The sequence below is a fragment of the Skermania piniformis genome (assembly GCF_019285775.1).
GTDB lineage: Bacteria > Actinomycetota > Actinomycetes > Mycobacteriales > Mycobacteriaceae > Skermania > Skermania pinensis.
In genome coordinates, this window is record NZ_CP079105.1 from 2,643,322 (window position 1) to 2,661,004 (window position 17,683).

Here is a 17,683-nt window from a genome sequence, read left to right on the forward strand (position 1 = left end):
ACCGGCACCTCACCCGTCGATCTGGAACGACAGGTCCACCGTCGTCCCGGCCTGCAGCGTACGGCCGACCGTGCACACTCGGTCGATCGCCCGCTGCACCGTCGTGATCAGCCGATCTTGGGCCGCTCGGTCGAGCTCGCTCAGGTCCAGCTCGAAGGTTTCGCTCAGCTGCGGGTACACCTCGTTCTCCCGATCCGCGGCGCCGGACACTCGGATGGTGACGTCGTAGTTCTCCCCCAACCGTCGGGCCAACGGCAGGTCCGAGCTCATTCCCGAGCACGCGGCCAACGCAATCTTCAGCAGCTCGCCGGGCGTGAAGACCCCAGCCACGCTCTCCGATCCAACCAGCACCTGCGCGCCGCGCGAACTGCGGCCGGTGTAGCGGCGGGTCCCCGTGCGTTCCACCCAGAGTTCGGTCATCCTGCGATCCTATTCGGCGCACCAAGTCAGCAACTGCGCCACCGGCCAGGTGTTGATCACCCGATCTGCCGGCACGCCGTTGGCCACCGCCCGAGCACAACCGTAGCCCTGCCAGTCCAGTTGTCCCGGGGCGTGAGCGTCGGTGTCGATGCTGAAGTAGCAGCCGGTATCGATCGCCAGCCGGATCAGTCGGCTCGGTGGGTCGCGCCGCTCCGGCCGGCAGTTGATCTCTACCGCGGTCCCGAACTGCCGGCACGCCTCGAACACCACCGCCGCGTCGAAACTCGACTCCGGCCGGGTCCCCCGGCCGCCTTCGACCAGCCGTCCCGTGCAGTGCCCGAGCACGTCGACGTGTGGGTTCGCCACCGCGTACACCATCCGGCGGGTCATCGTCTCGGCATCGGCGCGCAGCTGCGAATGCACGCTGGCTACCACCACATCCAGGTCGGCCAGCAGGTCGGCATCCTGATCGAGCGCACCGTCGTCGAGGATGTCGACCTCTATTCCGGTCAGCACCCGAAACGGCGCCAACTCGCGGTTCAGCTCGGCGATCACGTCCAGCTGGGCCCGCAGCCGCTGCGCGGACAGCCCGTTCGCCACCGTCAGTCGCGGCGAATGATCGGTGAGCGCGCAGTATTCGTGCCCGAGCCGGACCGCGGTCCGCATCATCTCGGCGATCGGGCTGCCGCCGTCCGACCAGTCCGAATGGGTGTGCAGGTCACCGCGCAGGCGGTCACGCAACGGCGCACCCTCGGCGCCGATCGGTGCGGCCTGCTCGATCAGTTCGGTCAAGTAGGGGGGCGTCTGCCCGGCCACCGCAGCGGCGATCACCGCCGCCGTCTTGGGACCGATCCCGGTCAGCTCGGTCCAGGTGCCGGCCCGCGCATGGGCGGCCCGTTCGGCCGGGTCCAGCCGCTCGACGAGATCCGCGGCCCGCCGATAGGCACGCACCCGATGCGTCTGCGCGCGAGAGCGTTCCAGCCAGAAGCCGACCTCCCGCAGCGCGGCGACGGGATCCACCGCGGCTCAGGCCCGCCGATACTTGAGGAATGCGACACCGTCGTCGAACACCCGGCTGGTCGTGACTCGGAACTGCACCGGCGGCACCGCCGGCGGTCCGCCACCGAACAGCGGCCGGCCCGCCCCGAGCACGATCGGGTACAACTTCACGAACACCTGGTCGATCTCGGGCAGCAGGGCATTGGCCAATTCGCCGCCGCCACACAGCCATATCCCCGCACCCGGCCGCCGTTTCAACGTGCGCACCACCGCCAGCGGGTCGTCCCGGATCAGCTCCACCGCCGGGTCCGGTGCCTCGGGCAACGTCCGCGAAACCACGTACTGCTGGAGATGCGAGTACGGGCTGGACGTCCCGGTGCGGACGCCGAAATCGTGGGTCTTGCGGCCCATCAGCACCGTGTCGAAGGTGACTTCGTCGCTGTCGACCCCGAGCGCCTCCCGCACCTTGGTGGGCAACGTTTCCGGATACTGCGCGGTGATCGCCGGGCCGTGGTCACCACCGACCGGGAAGAAGTCGACGCTACCGTCCGCGGCGGCGATAAAACCGTCGATGGTCGACGCCACGTAATAGGTCAATATCCGCATTGCGGCCTCCCCGGAAGCAACAGCTTCGAACGACAGCGAGGTCCACGGTAACGCGCGCGAACCGGTCGCGGCAGCCGGATCAGCGAGCCGGCCGCGGTTGACACCGGGGGCAGGAATGCGACGAACGGTTCATGAACCGTTCCCGTCGGATCGGTGCACCGCACCGCGGACACGGCTGCTCGGTGCGGCCGTAGACCGCCAACGATCGGTCGAAGTAGCCGGACTCCCCGTTGACGTTCACATACAACGAGTCGAACGAGGTGCCCCCGGCGGCGAGCGCATCGTCGAGAACAGCGCGGACCGCCTCGAGCACGGCCCGCAGCCGCGGCCGGGTCTGTACGTCGGCCCGCCGCATCCCGTGCAGCTTCGCCCGCCACAGCGCCTCGTCGGCGTAGATGTTGCCGATCCCGGACACCACGGTCTGGTCGAGCAGAGCCCGCTTCACCTCGGTGCGCTTGGCCCGCAGCGCATCCACCGTCGCCGTCGGATCGAAGCGAGGGTCGATCGGGTCCCGGGCAATGTGCGATACGGTCGTCGGCACCACGCTGCCGTCCACTTCCACCAGGTCGGTGTAGGACCAACCGCCGAACGTGCGCTGGTCGACGAACCGCAGCTGGTCGCCGGAATCCAGGTCGGCCACGATGTGGGCGTGCCGTTCCATCGGGCGGGCAGCCGGCTGCACCAGCATCTGGCCGCTCATGCCCAGGTGCACGACCAAGGCCGAGTCGGTCTCGTCGGCGAAGGTCAACCAGAGGAACTTGCCGCGGCGCTGCACGCTCGCCACCCGCCGGCCGGCGAGCCGGGCCGCCAGGTCGGCCGCGCCGGGCTCGTGCCGACGAACCGAGCGCGGGTGCGATACCCGCACCCGGGTGATCGTGCGGTCGACGAGATGGGCTTGCAGGCCGCGGCGGACCGTCTCCACCTCGGGTAGCTCGGGCACCCGACTATCCGTCGCCGGTCAACGTGTGCCAGGCCGCAGCTGCCGCCTTCTGCTCGGCTTCCTTCTTCGATCGGCCCACACCGGTGCCGAACGAGTTCCCCGCCACCATCGCGGTGGCGGTGAACTCCTTGTCATGGTCGGGCCCGGTCGAGCTGATCTCGTAACTCGGCACACCCAACCCGCGCTCGGCGGTCAGCTCCTGCAGGCTGGTCTTCCAATCCAGCCCGGCGCCCATCTTCGGGGCGCGTTCGAGCAGCACCGCGAACAGCCGCAGCACCACCTCGCGCGACATCTCCAGGCCGTGGTGCAGGTACACCGCACCGAGCAACGACTCCATCCCGTCGGCCAGGATGGACGGCTTGTCCCGGCCACCGGTCAGCTCTTCGCCGCGGCCGAGCAGCATATGCACGCCGAGCCCACCGTCGCCGAGACCACGCGCTACCTCGGCCAGCGCGTGCATGTTCACGATGCTGGCGCGCAGCTTGGCCAGCTCGCCTTCGCTCTTGGCCGGATGGGCCCGGTACAGCTTCTCGGTGATGCTCAGACCGAGCACCGAGTCGCCGAGAAACTCCAGCCGCTCGTTGGTGGGCAAGCCGCCGTTCTCGTATGCGTATGACCGATGGGTCAGCGCAAGCTGCAACAGATCGGCGGGGAGATCCACGCCGATCGCCGTGAGCAGCGCCGCGCGTTGACAGCTCAGCGCGGCACCGTCGTCGGATTGGCCTGTCGTACCGTCCGCCATTCGAGGAATTCCGGAGTTCCCGGACCTAGACGGCGGAGGTGACCTGGCGACCCTTGTAGGTCCCGCAGGACGGACAGACGGTGTGCGGCAGCGTCTTCTCACCACAGCCCCGGTTCGGGCAGGTGATCAGGGTCGGCGCGGTCGCCTTCCACTGGCTACGCCGCGACCTGGTATTCGAGCGCGACATCCGGCGCTTGGGAACAGCCACGACATTTACTCCTTCAGCTTCTAACCAACAGTCTCATACCAACAGCAGGCATGACCGGTCCGGTATCGACGAACCGGTGATGCAATTCCTACGAGCGATCCCCCGCGGCGGCATCGCCACCGGGATCGGCACCATCGGAGGCACCGAACTTGGCGGCCAGACCTGCCCAACGAGGGTCGATTGTCTCATGCCGGTGATCGGGACCGGCAATCGCCAGGCGGGTACCGCATTCGGCGCACAGTCCGGGGCAGTCCGGCGCGCACAACGGCTGCAACGGCAACGCCAGGCCGACAGCGTCGACGATCGCCGGCTCGAGATCGATGTGCTCGTCGACCACCCGGTAGATCTCACCGTCCTCGGTGGTCTGCTCGGTCACGCTGTCCGGGTAGGCGTAGAGCTCGGTCAGCGGCACCTCGAGGTCGGCCGCGAACGGTTCCAGGCAGCGAGCGCATTCCCCGGCCTGCGGACCGGCCACCGTTCCGGTGACCAGCACCCCCTCCGACACCGCCTGCAACTGCAGCTCGAGCTGCAGCGGCGCGCCGGCCGGAATCGCCACCAGGTCGAGCCCGATCCGGTTCGGCAGGTGCACGGTCCGCCGAACTTCGCGGAACGCACCCGCGCGGCGGCCGAGCGATCGGGTATCGACGACGAAATCGCCGTCCGCGGGGCGCCGGGGTGGCGCGGAGCCGGGCATCGCTCGCCGTCCTCCAGATGTGCTGAGGCTGCCCTGAAACGGGTAGCCAAAACACACTACGCCATGCGTTGGTCCAGACTCAAACGCCCAGTTCAGCGGGCATAACTACGCTCCCGAGCCACGGTCCGCTCGCGCAGCCCCGGCTCGGGTGCGTAATCCGGCACGCCGGACCCGGTGCGCAGCTGCTGGCGGCCGCGGCCGACCGAGCGAATGGTGCCGCTGAGCAGGTCCTCGAACTCGGCCAGCTTGCCGTCGATGTAGTGATCACACTCGCCGCGTAACCGGTCGGATTCGGCGTGCGCCGCGTCGATCACCCGCGCCGACTCGGCGCGGGCCGCCTGCACCACCTCGGTCTGCGAGATCAGCCGTTCCTGCTCCGCTTTACCGTCGACGATCGCCCGCTCGTAGGTCGCCTTACCGGCCTCGATCATCCGGTCGGCGTCGACCCGCGCCTGGCCGGTGACCTCGGCATGCTCGCGGCGGGCATCGTCGACCAGCCGGTCGGCCTGGTCGGTCGCATCGGCAACCAGCCGGTCGGCGTGCGCCCGAGCGTCGTCGACGGTCTGCTGCGCTTCGGCCCGAGCCTCCGCGACGATCCGCTCGGCTTCGGCCCGTGCCTCCTCGACCGCAGCCCGCGCCGTGCGCTCGGCTGTGTCGACCGCGTTGTCCGCGGCGGTCCGCGCATCACCGATGATCTTGTCGCGGTGATCCAGCACGTCCTGCGCGTCGTCCACTTCGCCGGGCAGCGCTTCCCGGAGATCGTCCAGCAGATCCAACACCTCGCCGCGCGGCACCACACAGCTGCGGGTCGGCGGAATGCCCCGTGCCTCCTCGACGATCGCGACCATCTCGTCGAGCGTTTCGAATACCCGGTACACGCGAAACTCCATCTCCTCGGCAGACCGTTTGACCCAGTGTGCCCGCTCCTGGGAGCTATGAGACTGATGTGACTATGCGCGTGTCGCGAGGACGTTGATTCGGGATGACACTCACGCCCGGCGTTCGGCCAACCGTTGCTGCAACCGCTCGTGCACGACGGCGGGCAGTAGGTCCGCGACGTCACCACCGAACGCAGCGACCTCCTTGAGCAACGAACTGGACAGATAGCCGGTGCCGACGCCGGTCGCCAGGTACAGCGTGTCCACCCCGCCGATCTTCCGGTTCATCTGGGCCATCTGCAGCTCGTAGTCGAAATCCGCCGCACCGCGCAAACCCTTGACGATGGCAACCAGCCCGTGCGTACGGGCGAAATCGACCAGCAGCCCTGCCCAGGAATCGACCCGCACCCCGGGCAGGTCCGCGGTCACCGCCCGCAACAGCTCCATCCGCTCGGCGACGGTGAACATGCCCTGCTTGTTCGGATTGACCATCACGGTGACCACGACCTCGTCGAACATCGCCGCCGCGCGGGTGATCACGTCGAGGTGCCCGTTGTGCACCGGATCGTAGGAGCCCGGGCACAGCACACCTGTCATGGCCGGTCACCGTAGCAGGCCAGCTCCACCCGGGTCTCGCCGTAGCTGCGCACCGAGAGCAGCGCCACCCGCTCCGGCCAGACCGTCACCGGTCCGCGCGCCGAGCGCTCCAGCACGACCAATCCACCGGGCCGCAGCCAGCGACCCACTCCGGCCAGATCGACCGCTACCGCCATCTCGTCCAGGGCGTACGGCGGATCGCTGAAGACCAGGTCGTAGTGCTCGCCCGGGTCCCCGGTGAGCGCCACGGCGACCCGTTCGCCGCGCACCACCGCGCCGGCCAAGCCCAGCTCGGCGATGTTGGCGCGCAACACGGCGAGCGCGGCCCGATCGGACTCGACGAACAAGGCGTGCGCCGCGCCCCGGGACAACGCCTCCAGCCCGAGCGCACCCGAGCCGGCGTAGAGGTCGACCACTCGCGCGTCGACCAGGTCCATTCGGCTGCCCAGCGCGCTGAACACCGCCTCGCGCACCCGCTCCGACGTCGGCCGGGTACCCGACCGGGGCACCCGGAGCCGCCGGCCGCCGGCCGTGCCCGCGACGATCCGGGTCACGACCGGTCGCTCATGCGGTACTGGTCTCCTCGCCGATGGTGACGACGGCGAGGAGGTCGCCGCCTTCGACTTGTTGGACGGGGGCGATGGCGAGGCGGGTGATCCGGCCGGTGCGGGGGGTGGTGATCGCAGCTTCCATTTTCATGGCTTCGATGGTGGCGATGGTGTCACCGGCAGTGATGGTGTCGCCTTCGGCGATCGTGAGGGTGACCACGCCGGCAAACGGCGCCGGGATATGACCGGGGTTGGTGGGGTCGGCTTTTTCGGCGGTCGGCACCTCGGCGGCGATGGAACGATCCCGGACGGGTACAGGCCGGAGCTGGCCGTTGAGGATGCACATGACGGTGCGCATCCCGTGTTGGTCCGGTTCGCTGATCGCTTCGAGCCCGATGAGCAGTTCGACGCCGGGTTCGAGTTGCACCCGGTGTTCCTCACCGCGGCGTAGGCCGTAGAAGAACTGGTTCGCCGACAGGCTCGTGGTGTCGCCGTATTTTTCGCGGTGGGTGAGGAACTCACGGGTCGGGCCGGGGAAGAGCAGCCGGTTCAGGGTGGCGCGCCGATCCTCGGACGAGCCGTTCAACCCGGCCTCGTCGGCAGGGGTCAAGGGGGTTTCCGGTTTGGGGTCGCTACGGCCTTGCAGGGCCCGGCTGCGGAACGGCTCGGGCCAGCCGGCTGCGGGGGTACCGAGTTCGCCGCGGAGGAACCCGATAACCGAGTCGGGGATGTCGTATTTCTCCGGTGCGGTGGCGAACTGGTCGACGTCGACACCGGTACCGACCAGCGCCAGCGCGAGATCACCCACCACTTTCGACGACGGGGTGACCTTCACCAGGCGACCGAGCAGCCGGTCGGCCGCCGCGTAGGCGGCCTCGACATGTTCGAACCGGTCGCCCAGGCCGAGAGCGATGGCTTGTTGGCGCAGGTTGGACAGTTGCCCGCCGGGGATTTCGTGGGTGTAGACCCGGCCGGTCGGGGCGGGCAGCCCGGACTCGAACGGTGCGTACACCTTCCGTAACGCTTCCCAGTACGGTTCCAGATCACACACCGCAGCCAGGTCGAGCCCGGTATCGCGGTCGGTGTGGGCGGTGGCGGCGACAATCGCCGACAACGCGGGTTGGCTGGTGGTCCCGGCCATCGCCGCGGACGCACCGTCGACGGCATCCGCTCCGGCCTGCCAAGCCGCCAGGTAAGTCGCCAGCTGTCCGCCGGGGGTGTCGTGGGTGTGCACATGGACCGGCAGGTCGAAATTCGACCGCAGCGCGGTCACCAGGGTGGTGGCGGCCGGTGCCCGCAGCAGTCCGGCCATGTCCTTGATCGCCAGCACGTGCGCGCCCGCATCGACGATCTGCTCGGCCAGCCGCAGGTAATAGTCCAGGGTGTACAGGGTCTCGCCCGGATCGGCCAGGTCACCGGTATAGCTCAGCGCGACTTCCGCGACCGCGGTACCGGTGTCGCGGACCGCGTCGATCGCCGGGCGCATCTGGTCGACATTGTTGAGCGCGTCGAAGATCCGGAAGATGTCGATCCCGGTCTCGGTGGCCTCGGTGACGAACGCGCGGGTCACCGCGTGCGGGTACGGGGTGTAGCCGACGGTGTTACGGCCCCGCAACAGCATCTGCAGACAGATGTTCGGGATCGCCTCCCGCAACGCCGCGAGCCGGTCCCACGGGTCCTCGTGCAGGAACCGCAACGCCACATCGTAGGTCGCCCCACCCCAACACTCGATCGACAACAACTGCGGCGTCGACCGCGCCACGTACGGGGCGACCGCAAGCAGACCACTGGTCCGGACCCGGGTCGCCAGCAACGACTGATGCGCATCTCGGAACGTCGTATCGGTCACCCCCAACGCCGCCTGCTCACGCAACGCAGCCGCGAACCCCGCCGGCCCCAGCTGCAGCAGCAGTTGCCGGGACCCGTCCGGCGGCGGCGACGCGAGATCGATGTCGGGGAGTTTGTCGTGCGGGTACACCAGCGACGGCCGCTCCCCGTGCGGCTTGTTCACCGTCACATCCGCGAGATAGGTGAGGATCTTCGACGCCCGATCCGCCGAACTCCGCGAGGTCAGCAGGTAGGGACGTTCCTCGATGAACGAGGTGACCACCCGCCCGGCCCGGAAATCCGGGTCGTCCAACACCGCCTGCAGGAACGGGATATTCGTCGCAACACCCCGAATCCGGAACTCCGCCAACGCTCGTCGCGCGCGGGCGACCGCGGTGGCGAAGTCCCGGCCCCGGCACGTCAGCTTCACCAACATCGAATCGAAATAGGCCCCCACCTCCGCACCCAGGCTCGACCCGCCGTCCAGCCGCACCCCAGCACCCCCGGGGGTGCGGTAGGCGGTGATCCGCCCGGTATCCGGACGGAAACCGTTCGCCGGGTCCTCCGTGGTGATCCGACACTGCAACGCCGCACCCCGCGGCACGATCGTCTCTTGACTCAACCCGAGATCGGCGAGGGTCTCCCCGCCCGCGATCCGTAACTGCGACTGCACCAGATCGACGTCGGTGATCTCCTCGGTCACCGTGTGTTCCACCTGGATCCGCGGGTTCATCTCGATGAACACATACCGACCCTGCTCGTCGAGCAGGAACTCCACCGTGCCCGCGCACGAATACCCGATCGCCTTCGCGAACGCGACCGCATCCGCACACATCCGCTCCCGCAACCCCGGATCCAGATTCGGCGCCGGCGCCAACTCGATCACCTTCTGATGCCGCCGCTGCACCGAACAATCCCGCTCGAACAAATGGATCACATTCCCGGCAGCGTCGGCCAGGATCTGCACCTCGATATGCCGCGGGTTCACCACCGCCTGCTCCAGGAACACCGTCGGATCACCGAACGCCGACTCCGCCTCCCGCGCAGCCGCCTCGATCGCCTCCCGCAACGCGCCCGGCTCGGCGACCCGCCGCATGCCGCGACCACCACCACCGGCGACCGCCTTCACGAACAACGGGAACTCCATCGACTCCGCCGCGGTCAGCAACTCGGCCACATCCGCCGACGGCGCCGACGACGCCAACACCGGCAACCCCGCAGCCTTCGCCGCCGCGATCGCGCGCGCCTTGTTCCCGGTCAACTCCAACACCGCCGCCGACGGCCCCACGAACGTCAGCCCGTTCACCGCGCACGCCGCCGCCAACTCCGGATTCTCCGACAAAAACCCATACCCCGGATAGATCGCATCCGCACCCGCCGCCACCGCCGCCGCGACGATCTCGGTCACCGACAGATACGCCCGAACCGGATGCCCCCGCTCCCCGATCTCATACGCCTCATCCGCCTTCACCCGATGCGCCGAGTTCCGATCCTCATACGGAAAAACAGCGACCGTCCCCAACCCCAACTCGAACGCCGCCCGAAACGCCCGAATCGCAATCTCACCACGATTGGCGACAAGCACTCTGGAGATCATTCGCACGACGGTACGCGGCTCACGACTTCGCCAGGAACTCCAACCGCCGCGCGTCCAGCGCCGAGGTCATCATCCCGGCCAGACCGGGGTGGGCGGACAGCCCCGGATCGGTGTCGACGATCGCCCGGGCGAACTGCTGCGCCGCGGTGATCACCTCGAGGTCGTCCAGCAGAGACAGCAACCGCAACCCACCGCCGGTCCCGGACTGCGCGGCACCGAGCACATCACCCTCCCGGCGAGTCCGCAGGTCCAACAGCGCGAGCTCGAAACCGTCGGTGGTCGCCGCCACCGCTTCCAGCCGGGTCATCGTGGCGCCGTCCGGCGCGACCTCGGTGATCAGCAGGCACAGTCCGGGGTGGGTGCCCCGACCGATTCGGCCGCGCAGCTGGTGCAGCTGGCTGACCCCGAACCGGTCGGCGTCCATGATCGCCATAACGGTGGCGTTCGGCACGTCGACCCCGACCTCGACCACCGTGGTGCAGACCAGGACGTCGAGCTCGCCGGCCGTGAACGCGCGCATCGCGGCATCCTTCTCCTCGGCCGGCTGGCGACCGTGCAACAGTCCGACGCGCAGGTCGTGCAGCGGGCCCTGGCGCAGTTCCTCGTAGACGTCCAGCACCGCGTGGGTGTCCGGAGTTTCGCTCTTCTTCTCGGCGCCGTCCTTGCCGTCGCCGTCGCCGATGCGCGAACACACGACGTAGGCCTGCCGCCCCGCCGCGACCTCTTCGGTGATCCGGACCCAGGCTCGCTCGACCCACTGTGGCCGGACCCGCGCGGCGACCACCCGAGTGGTGATCGGGGAGCGACCGGCCGGCAGCTCGGTGAGGGTCGAGGTCTCCAGGTCGCCGAGTGTGGTCATTGCGATCGTCCGCGGTATCGGGGTGGCGGTCATCACCAGCAGATGCGGCGTCGTCCCACCGCGAGCTTTGGCCCGCAATGCATCTCGCTGTTCCACCCCGAACCGATGCTGTTCGTCGACGACCACCAGGCCGAGATCGGCGAACTCGACGGCATCCTGGATCAGGGCGTGCGTGCCGATCACGATGCCGGCCGTGCCGCTCACCGCGGCGAGCAGTGCAGCCCGCCGGGCGGGCGTGCCCATGGAGCCGCTGAGCTGCACCACCTGGGTGGCGTTCGGTGCCGAATCGAGCTCGCCGGCGCGCCCGAGCGGCCCGAGCATCCGCCGGATCGACCGATAGTGCTGTGCCGCGAGCACCTCGGTCGGCGCCAACAGCGCGCATTGCCGGCCGGCATCGACCACCTGCAGCATCGCCCGCAACGCCACGATGGTCTTGCCCGAGCCCACCTCACCTTGCAGCAGCCGACTCATCGGATGTGTGCGGGCCAGGTCGGCGCCGATCTCCGCTGCCACCGTGGTCTGTCCGGCGGTGAGCCGGAACGGCAGCGCTCGCTCGAAGTCGGCGGCGACACCGTCGGCGCGGGGCGCACAGGCCGGCGCGGTCCGGTCGGAGTTTTCCCGGCGGCGTTGCGCCAGAACCAGTTGCAGCGCCGCTGCCTCATCGAATTTCAGCCGAGCGCGGGCACATTCGACGTCGTCGAGTCGCTCCGGGAAGTGGATCGAGCGCAGCGCGGTGTCCAGGTCGAGCAGGGCGCGGTCGCGCCGCAGCCGGGCCGGCAGGGGGTCCTCGATCGGATCGAGCTGATCGAGCACCTGACGAACACACCGGACGATGTCCCAGCTCTCGATCCGGCTGGTCGCCGGATACACCGGGATCAACGGCCGGTCGAAGATGGACAGATCGAGACCCGGCGCCGCTCCAGGAGCGCTGCGCGCCATCGCCTTCAGATCACCACCGGCCTTCGGCGGGCCGACCGGCAGCGACTCCGTCAGTTCGGGATCGGCCAGCACGTTCGGCAAGACCAGGTAGCCGGGATGGTTCAGGCTCCAGCTGTCCCGGAAGTACTTGACCGTGCCGGAGAACATCGCGTGGTCGCCCACCTTGATCGCGTGCTTCACCTTGTGGCCGTTGAAGAAGGTGATATCCACCTGCCGGCTGCCGGTATCCACCCGGACCTTCAGCAGATACCCCTTACGCTGCCGCATCGGACGCAGCTCGGCCGCGGCGACCGTCCCGACGATGGTGATGTGGGCGCCGTTCTCCGGCGCCTCCTCGGCGAGCGCGTGGCCGCGGGTGGCGTGTCGGTTCGGATAGTGCCGCAACAGGTCTGCGACGGTGGACAGCCCGAACTCCTGGGCCAACGAGTTCGCCGCCCGGTCGCCGAGCAGGTGATCGAGCCGGTCGGTCAGCGCAGCCATGGGTTACTCCACCCCCAGTTGAATCAGGTCGCCCACCTGGCCACCGGAGTAACGAACCACGTCGACCCCCGGGTGCCGGGCCGCGACGTGCGTCGACAATCGAGTGACCAGGTCGGCCGGTGCGTCGGCACCGGTCAGCAGGGTCAACAATTCGCCACCGGTGCCGAGCATGCGGTCGATCAATGCCGCTCCGGCCGAGAATGCGTCCGCGGTGATGACGACCACCTCCGGACCGATCAGGCCGAGACCATCGCCGGGCGCACATTCCCCGACCATGGTCAGCGCTCGCTCGGTAGCGATCCGCAGCGCCGCCCACCGGGTCCCGGCGGCAGCTTCCGACATCGTGAAGACGTCGTCCACCACGGCTCGCGCCGGGTCGTGCACGGCCAGTGCCGCCAGCCCTTGCACGGTGGCCGCGCTCGGCAGCAACAACACTTCGCGCCGGCCGTCCCGCGCTGCGACGCCGATCGCCACCAGTTCCTGTGCCGGCAAGGCACCGTTCGGCAGCACCACCACCTCCCGATGCGGCATCGACCGGATCGCCGCGAGCAGATCGGCGCCCGCAATCGGCTGATCCACCCGCAGTACCGTCGCCCCCTCGGCAGTGAACAGATCGGCCGCTCCGCTACCGGCGACCAACGCCAGAATGCCCCGTCCCGACGTCGGATCGGCCGGGGGCAGCGCGGCTTCGGCTCCGGACACCGCAACTCCGGCCAGGCCGGTGATCCGCACGCGATGGATTCGGCCTGCGGCGACGCCGGCTTCCACCGCGGCACCCGCATCGGCACAATGCACATGCACCGACCAGTCGCCCGCACCGTCCCCGCCGACGGTCACCGAGCTGCCGAGCCGGGCCAACCGGTCGCGCAGCCGATCGATCCGCGTCTCGTCGGTGTCGGCCACGCGAAACATGACTTCGTACTCGCCGGCCGGCGGCAACTCCAACGGTGCCGGTTCGGCGGACGCGACCGCGGCCGGCACCACGGCGGGGTCGGCCGACGGCCGATCCGGCACGGCACCGGCGACCACCGCAACCAACGCATCCAGCAACACGACCAGCCCACGCGCACCGGCGTCCACCACCCCTGCAGCAGCGAGCAGCGGCAGCTGGGTCGGGGTTCGCCGCAACGCCAGCGTGGCCGCTCCGGCGGCGGCATCGGCTACCCGGGCCAGCGATGCACCCCCGCTGCCGGCAGTATCCGCCCCGGCCGCAGTGTCCGACCCGGCCGCGGCCGCGGCCGCGAGCACGGTCACCACCGTGCCCTCGACCGGCGCCCCGACCGCACGCCGCGCCAGTACCGCGGCTCGCTCCAGTGCCTGCCCCAACGTCGCGGCGGTGAGCGGGCCCGCGCGGGCAACCTCGGCGATCCCGCGGAGCACTTGCGCGAGAATTATTCCGGAGTTGCCGCGCGCCCCGTGCGTGGCGCCTGCCGCCATCGCCGCGCTCACCGCGCCCGCGCACTCCGCGTCGGCGGCCGGCAGTCGGTCCACCGCGTGCATCGCCGATTGCATGGTGAACATCAGGTTCGTCCCGGTGTCGGCATCGGCTACCGGGAACACGTTGAGCCGATCGATCTCGGCGCGTTGCCGGGTGAGCTCGGCGAGCCCCGCACGTCCCCAGCGGGCGATGGCCGCGCCGTCGAGCTGGTCGAGCACCGCGTCCGCCTCCGCTCACCTCCGGTCCGACTCGATCGCCAGACTAACCGTCCTGCCGCGCCGCCCGCCGGTCTCCACTCGGCGGCCCGGTTTGGCGCCGTACCCACCGTCGGCTAGTCTTGCAGGGTTGCCTGGCGCCGGCGTCTGCTCGCCTGCGAGGGCCCCCACGACCACGCTCGAACGAATACCTACGCTCGAACGAACAACGAGGAGTTCGCGACTATGGCTGCCGTCTGTGACGTCTGCGCCAAAGGGCCCGGCTTCGGCAAGTCGGTGTCGCATTCACACCGGCGGACGAATCGTCGATGGAACCCGAATATCCAGACCGTGCGGGCCCAGGTTGCGCCCGGCAACACCCGTCGGATGAACGTGTGCACCTCCTGCCTGAAGGCCGGCAAGGTCGTTCGCGGCTGACCGCCACGTGCTGTGATCATCCCGGGTGTCGGCATGCCCGACCCCGGCACCCCGCCTGTTCCGGCGGGGCTACCGGCATGTTCCGACCGACCGCCGGCGGGGCTCCGTGGCGGGTGGCGGCGGCGACCGTCGAGCATGCCCGCGGCATCGCCCGATGCCATGTCGTGAGCTGGCAGGAGTCCTACCGTGGGCTGGTACCCGACCACGTGCTGAGTGCGCTCGACGTCGACCGGGTGACCGCCCGGTGGGCCCGTGCCGTCGACCGAGCAGGTCGCACGCGGGTAGCGCTGATCGACCGTATCGGTAACCGTCCGGACGAGCCACGACAGCCTGAGCTGCCCGACCAGGTGATCGGTTTCGCCGACGCCGGGCCACCGGAGCCACCACCCCATTCGATCCCCGGCACCGAGATCCCCCGGACCGAGTTACGCGCGCTCTACCTGCTCCGCGCACATCAGGGTCACGGCATCGCCGACGCACTGATCGCCGCCGCGGTCGGCGCCGACGCCTGCCAACTCTGGGTGTTCGAACGCAACCTGCGAGCCCAGGCGTTCTACCACCGGCACGGATTCACCGTCGACGGTGTCCGGCGCAAGGACGACTTCGGCTCGGCCTACCTCGTCCGGATGGTCCGGGATCCACCCGGGACGGGCGCCACTCGATAAGGTGGCGTCCGTGGATACGACCGAACCGTTTGTCCGGACCGACACCGATGTGCTGGTCGTGACCATCGCCACCGCGGCCGATGGCACGGCACTCGCCGGCGATGCGCTCGTGCCGGCAGCTACCGCGGTCCGCGAACTGGATCCCGGAATCGGCGCGATTCTGCTGCGCGGCACCGGAGCCAACTTCTGCGCGGGCGGTAACGTGCGCGACTTCGCAGCGGCGGCGGATCGATCCGGCTATCTCGACGACCTGGCCGGCCGGTTGCATCGACTCGTCCTGGCCCTACGGGCCGCCCCGGTCCCGGTGGTTGCCGGCGTCCAGGGTTGGGCGGCCGGCGCCGGAATGAGCCTGGTCTGTGGCGCGGACATCGCGATCGGCGGACCGAGCACCCGACTTCGACCGGCCTACCCGGGGATCGGGCTCACCCCGGACGGTGGGATGAGCTGGCTGCTACCGCGGATCGTCGGCGCGAGCCGGGCGCGGAACATCCTGCTCACCGACGCCACCATCCCGGCCACCGATGCGGTCCGGCTCGGCCTGCTCAGCCGGCTGGTCGACGACACCGAAATCGCCGGCACTGCCGCCGAACTGGCCCATACGTTGGCCGCCGGACCACGAGCGGCGATGGCCGCGATCCGTACTCTGCTCGACCGGTCGGCGACGAACTCGCTTGCCGAGCAGCTCGATCTGGAACGCGAGTCGATCGCGGCGGCAGCCGCGGGGCCGACCGGGCGCGAGGGTGTGGACGCGTTCGTGGCCAAACGACGCCCGCAGTGGCCCCGCTGAGCGCCACACCCGAACGTCTCGGCAGCTCACCAGGTATCGATGTAGCGGCCCGTGCGCGTCCCCGGCGCCGCGCTGGCCAGCGTGCGAATGATCCATCCCCGAGTGTCGGCCGGGTCGATCACCGCGTCCAGCTCGAATACCGATGCCGCGTTGGTCACCTGCCCCTGCTCATAGGCCAACGCAACCAGCTTGTCGAAGTACCGGGCGCGCTCGTCCGGGTCTTCGATGGCCTCCAGCTCACCCCGAAAGGCCAGTCGCACGGCTCCTTCCAGCCCCATGCCGCCGATCTCGCCGGTCGGCCAGGCGACCGTGGCGACCGGCGCGCGAAAGCTGCCGCCGGCCATCGCCAGCGCACCCAGTCCATAGCCCTTGCGTAATACGATCGCGCACAGCGGCACCGTCAGGTGCGAGCCGACGACGAACAGCCGGGACATCCGGCGCACCGCGCCGGACTCTTCGGAGTCCGGGCCGACCATGAATCCCGGTGTATCGCAGAGCGATACAATCGGTAGGCCGAAAGCGTCGCAGAGCTGCAGGAACCGGGCGAGCTTGTCCGCGGCGTCGGCATCGATCGCACCGCCGAGATGCTCGGGGTTGCTCGCGATGACCCCCATCGGCTTGCCCTCGATCCGCATCAACGCGGTGACGACCGCGACCCCGAACTCGGCGCGCAACTCGAGCACCGAATCCAGGTCGGCGAGTTCGGCGATGATGTCGCGCACCGCATACCGTCGCCGCCGGTTCTCCGGGACGAGGTGGCGCAACACCCGCTGGTCCGAGCAGCTGAAGTCGGCAATCGGGCCCTGGAAATAGCCGAGATACTGCTGCGCGATCTGCACCGCGTGCGCTTCGCTCGCAACCAGCACGTCGATCACGCCGACCTCGGCCTGGACGTCGGCCGGGCCGATCTCCTCGGGGGTGTAACTGCCCAGGCCGCCGCCTTCGATCATCGCCGGACCAGCCATCCCGATCGAGGCATCCTGGGTGGCGATCACCACGTCCGAGGTGCCGAGCAGGGCCGCGTTGCCCGCGAAACAGCGGCCGGCCGCTATCCCCACCCGGGGCACCACACCGCTGAGTCGTCCATAGGTGTAGAAGGTTTCGACGTCCAGTCCGGATACCTGGGTGGTATCGGTGTCCCCCGGCCGGCCGCCGCCCCCCTCGGCGAACAACACCACGGGGAGCCGTTCCTGGCCCGCCACCGCGAACATCCGATCCGCTTTACGGTGATTGAGCACACCCTGGGTGCCGGCCAAGACCGTGTAGTCGTAGGCCAGCACGACGCATCGACTCCGGTCGGGCCCGAACCGCTCGCCGTTCACCTGCCCGATCCCGGCAACCAGACCGTCCGCAGGCGTGTGCGATATCAGATCGCTCATCGAACGTCGTTGCCGTTGCGCGGCGACGACCAATGCGCCGTACTCGATGAAACTGTCCGGGTCGCAGAGGTGGTCGATATTCTCCCGGGCGGTCCGATGACCCAGCTCGTGGCGGCTCTGCACCGCCCGCGGGCGGTGTTCGTCCAGCACAACGGCGAGCCGGTCCCGCAGCGCCTGGAGCGGGCCGGGTATGCCGTTCAGATCCAGCGGCGCCGGCTCCGGCCGGTACTCCACCTCCACCGGCCGCTCGTCGAGTTCGATCAGCTTTTCCCCCGCGTCGACCACCTGCCCGGCGCCGATACCGATCCAGGTCACCTCGGCTTCGGTAGCCGCGGAGATGACGTGCTCCATCTTCATCGAATCCAGCACGACCAGGACGGTGCCCTGACGGACCCGGTCGCCGACCGCCACCGGCACTGCCACGACGGTTGCCTGCATCGGTGACTCG

General features: G+C 69.4%; 17 protein-coding genes. 3 read left to right on the forward strand and 14 right to left on the reverse strand.

Annotated features, from left to right (window positions below; all coding sequences use genetic code 11):
* Window positions 1-9: 9 nt before the first annotated feature.
* The 13 genes from KV203_RS12260 to KV203_RS12320 all read right to left on the reverse strand — a co-directional run bounded on the left by KV203_RS12260 (window position 10) and on the right by KV203_RS12320 (window position 13,990).
* Entirely contained in the window at window positions 10-420 is a 411-nt protein-coding gene (locus KV203_RS12260; protein ID WP_066467348.1) for an OsmC family protein, read from the reverse strand.
* 9 nt (window positions 421-429) lie between these two features.
* The gene (locus KV203_RS12265; protein WP_066467350.1) at window positions 430-1,440 is read right to left on the reverse strand and encodes a PHP domain-containing protein; all 1,011 of its coding nucleotides are present in this window, start codon (window positions 1,438-1,440) and stop codon (window positions 430-432) included.
* A 6-nt stretch (window positions 1,441-1,446) separates the two neighbouring features.
* Entirely contained in the window at window positions 1,447-2,025 is a 579-nt protein-coding gene (locus tag KV203_RS12270) for a dihydrofolate reductase family protein (protein WP_066467352.1), read from the reverse strand.
* Between the two features lie 79 nt (window positions 2,026-2,104).
* Window positions 2,105-2,965 (reverse strand): bifunctional DNA-formamidopyrimidine glycosylase/DNA-(apurinic or apyrimidinic site) lyase, encoded by an 861-nt coding sequence (gene mutM, locus KV203_RS12275; RefSeq protein WP_066467354.1) that lies wholly within the window; start codon window positions 2,963-2,965, stop codon window positions 2,105-2,107.
* Window positions 2,966-2,969: 4 nt separating this feature from the next.
* Window positions 2,970-3,707 carry a ribonuclease III gene (gene rnc, locus KV203_RS12280; protein ID WP_066467356.1) on the reverse strand — a complete coding sequence of 246 codons (738 nt, stop codon included), beginning with the start codon at window positions 3,705-3,707 and terminating at the stop codon, window positions 2,970-2,972.
* Window positions 3,708-3,732: 25 nt separating this feature from the next.
* A complete protein-coding gene (gene rpmF / locus KV203_RS12285) occupies window positions 3,733-3,915 on the reverse strand; it encodes a 50S ribosomal protein L32 (RefSeq protein ID WP_083529822.1) in 183 nt (60 codons plus the stop codon).
* Window positions 3,916-4,003: 88 nt separating this feature from the next.
* Entirely contained in the window at window positions 4,004-4,609 is a 606-nt protein-coding gene (locus KV203_RS12290; RefSeq protein ID WP_066467358.1) for a YceD family protein, read from the reverse strand.
* Between the two features lie 92 nt (window positions 4,610-4,701).
* Window positions 4,702-5,487: a DivIVA domain-containing protein gene (locus tag KV203_RS12295; RefSeq protein ID WP_066467739.1), complete on the reverse strand. Its 786-nt coding sequence runs from the start codon at window positions 5,485-5,487 to the stop codon at window positions 4,702-4,704.
* 111 nt (window positions 5,488-5,598) lie between these two features.
* A complete protein-coding gene (coaD, locus tag KV203_RS12300; protein ID WP_066467360.1) occupies window positions 5,599-6,084 on the reverse strand; it encodes a pantetheine-phosphate adenylyltransferase in 486 nt (161 codons plus the stop codon).
* Complete coding sequence (gene rsmD, locus KV203_RS12305) at window positions 6,081-6,638, reverse strand: 16S rRNA (guanine(966)-N(2))-methyltransferase RsmD (protein WP_066467361.1); 558 nt, start codon at window positions 6,636-6,638, stop codon at window positions 6,081-6,083. Before rsmD ends, coaD begins: the two co-directional genes overlap by 4 nt.
* A 10-nt stretch (window positions 6,639-6,648) precedes the next feature.
* Complete coding sequence (locus KV203_RS12310; RefSeq protein ID WP_066467362.1) at window positions 6,649-10,056, reverse strand: pyruvate carboxylase; 3,408 nt, start codon at window positions 10,054-10,056, stop codon at window positions 6,649-6,651.
* Between the two features lie 19 nt (window positions 10,057-10,075).
* Window positions 10,076-12,334 (reverse strand): ATP-dependent DNA helicase RecG, encoded by a 2,259-nt coding sequence (gene recG / locus KV203_RS12315; RefSeq protein WP_066467363.1) that lies wholly within the window; start codon window positions 12,332-12,334, stop codon window positions 10,076-10,078.
* A gap of 3 nt (window positions 12,335-12,337) precedes the next feature.
* Entirely contained in the window at window positions 12,338-13,990 is a 1,653-nt protein-coding gene (locus KV203_RS12320; RefSeq protein WP_066467368.1) for a DAK2 domain-containing protein, read from the reverse strand.
* Window positions 13,991-14,212: 222 nt separating this feature from the next.
* On the opposite strand from KV203_RS12320, the gene rpmB reads away from it, so the two are divergent.
* The 3 genes from rpmB (at window position 14,213) to KV203_RS12335 (ending at window position 15,856) form a co-directional block, all read left to right on the forward strand.
* Window positions 14,213-14,404 (forward strand): 50S ribosomal protein L28, encoded by a 192-nt coding sequence (gene rpmB, locus KV203_RS12325; RefSeq protein ID WP_011210730.1) that lies wholly within the window; start codon window positions 14,213-14,215, stop codon window positions 14,402-14,404.
* A 77-nt stretch (window positions 14,405-14,481) separates the two neighbouring features.
* Window positions 14,482-15,069 carry a GNAT family N-acetyltransferase gene (locus tag KV203_RS12330; protein WP_066467369.1) on the forward strand — a complete coding sequence of 196 codons (588 nt, stop codon included), beginning with the start codon at window positions 14,482-14,484 and terminating at the stop codon, window positions 15,067-15,069.
* Window position 15,070: 1 nt separating this feature from the next.
* Window positions 15,071-15,856 (forward strand): enoyl-CoA hydratase/isomerase family protein, encoded by a 786-nt coding sequence (locus KV203_RS12335; protein WP_157079681.1) that lies wholly within the window; start codon window positions 15,071-15,073, stop codon window positions 15,854-15,856.
* A gap of 26 nt (window positions 15,857-15,882) precedes the next feature.
* Here KV203_RS12335 and KV203_RS12340 read toward each other — a convergent pair whose 3' ends face one another.
* Entirely contained in the window at window positions 15,883-17,673 is a 1,791-nt protein-coding gene (locus KV203_RS12340) for a carboxyl transferase domain-containing protein (RefSeq protein WP_066467370.1), read from the reverse strand.
* Window positions 17,674-17,683 lie beyond the last annotated feature (10 nt).

Coding starts and splice junctions, on each gene's coding strand:
- KV203_RS12290 (WP_066467358.1), bottom strand. CDS start 4,609: ATGCCCGGCTCCGCGCCACCCCGGCGCCCCGCGGACGGCGATTTCGTC.
- KV203_RS12270 (WP_066467352.1), bottom strand. CDS start 2,025: ATGCGGATATTGACCTATTACGTGGCGTCGACCATCGACGGTTTTATC.
- recG (WP_066467363.1), bottom strand. CDS start 12,334: ATGGCTGCGCTGACCGACCGGCTCGATCACCTGCTCGGCGACCGGGCG.
- KV203_RS12340 (WP_066467370.1), bottom strand. CDS start 17,673: ATGCAGGCAACCGTCGTGGCAGTGCCGGTGGCGGTCGGCGACCGGGTC.
- rpmB (WP_011210730.1), top strand. CDS start 14,213: ATGGCTGCCGTCTGTGACGTCTGCGCCAAAGGGCCCGGCTTCGGCAAG.
- rnc (WP_066467356.1), bottom strand. CDS start 3,707: ATGGCGGACGGTACGACAGGCCAATCCGACGACGGTGCCGCGCTGAGC.
- KV203_RS12310 (WP_066467362.1), bottom strand. CDS start 10,056: ATGATCTCCAGAGTGCTTGTCGCCAATCGTGGTGAGATTGCGATTCGG.
- coaD (WP_066467360.1), bottom strand. CDS start 6,084: ATGACAGGTGTGCTGTGCCCGGGCTCCTACGATCCGGTGCACAACGGG.
- KV203_RS12260 (WP_066467348.1), bottom strand. CDS start 420: ATGACCGAACTCTGGGTGGAACGCACGGGGACCCGCCGCTACACCGGC.
- KV203_RS12330 (WP_066467369.1), top strand. CDS start 14,482: ATGTTCCGACCGACCGCCGGCGGGGCTCCGTGGCGGGTGGCGGCGGCG.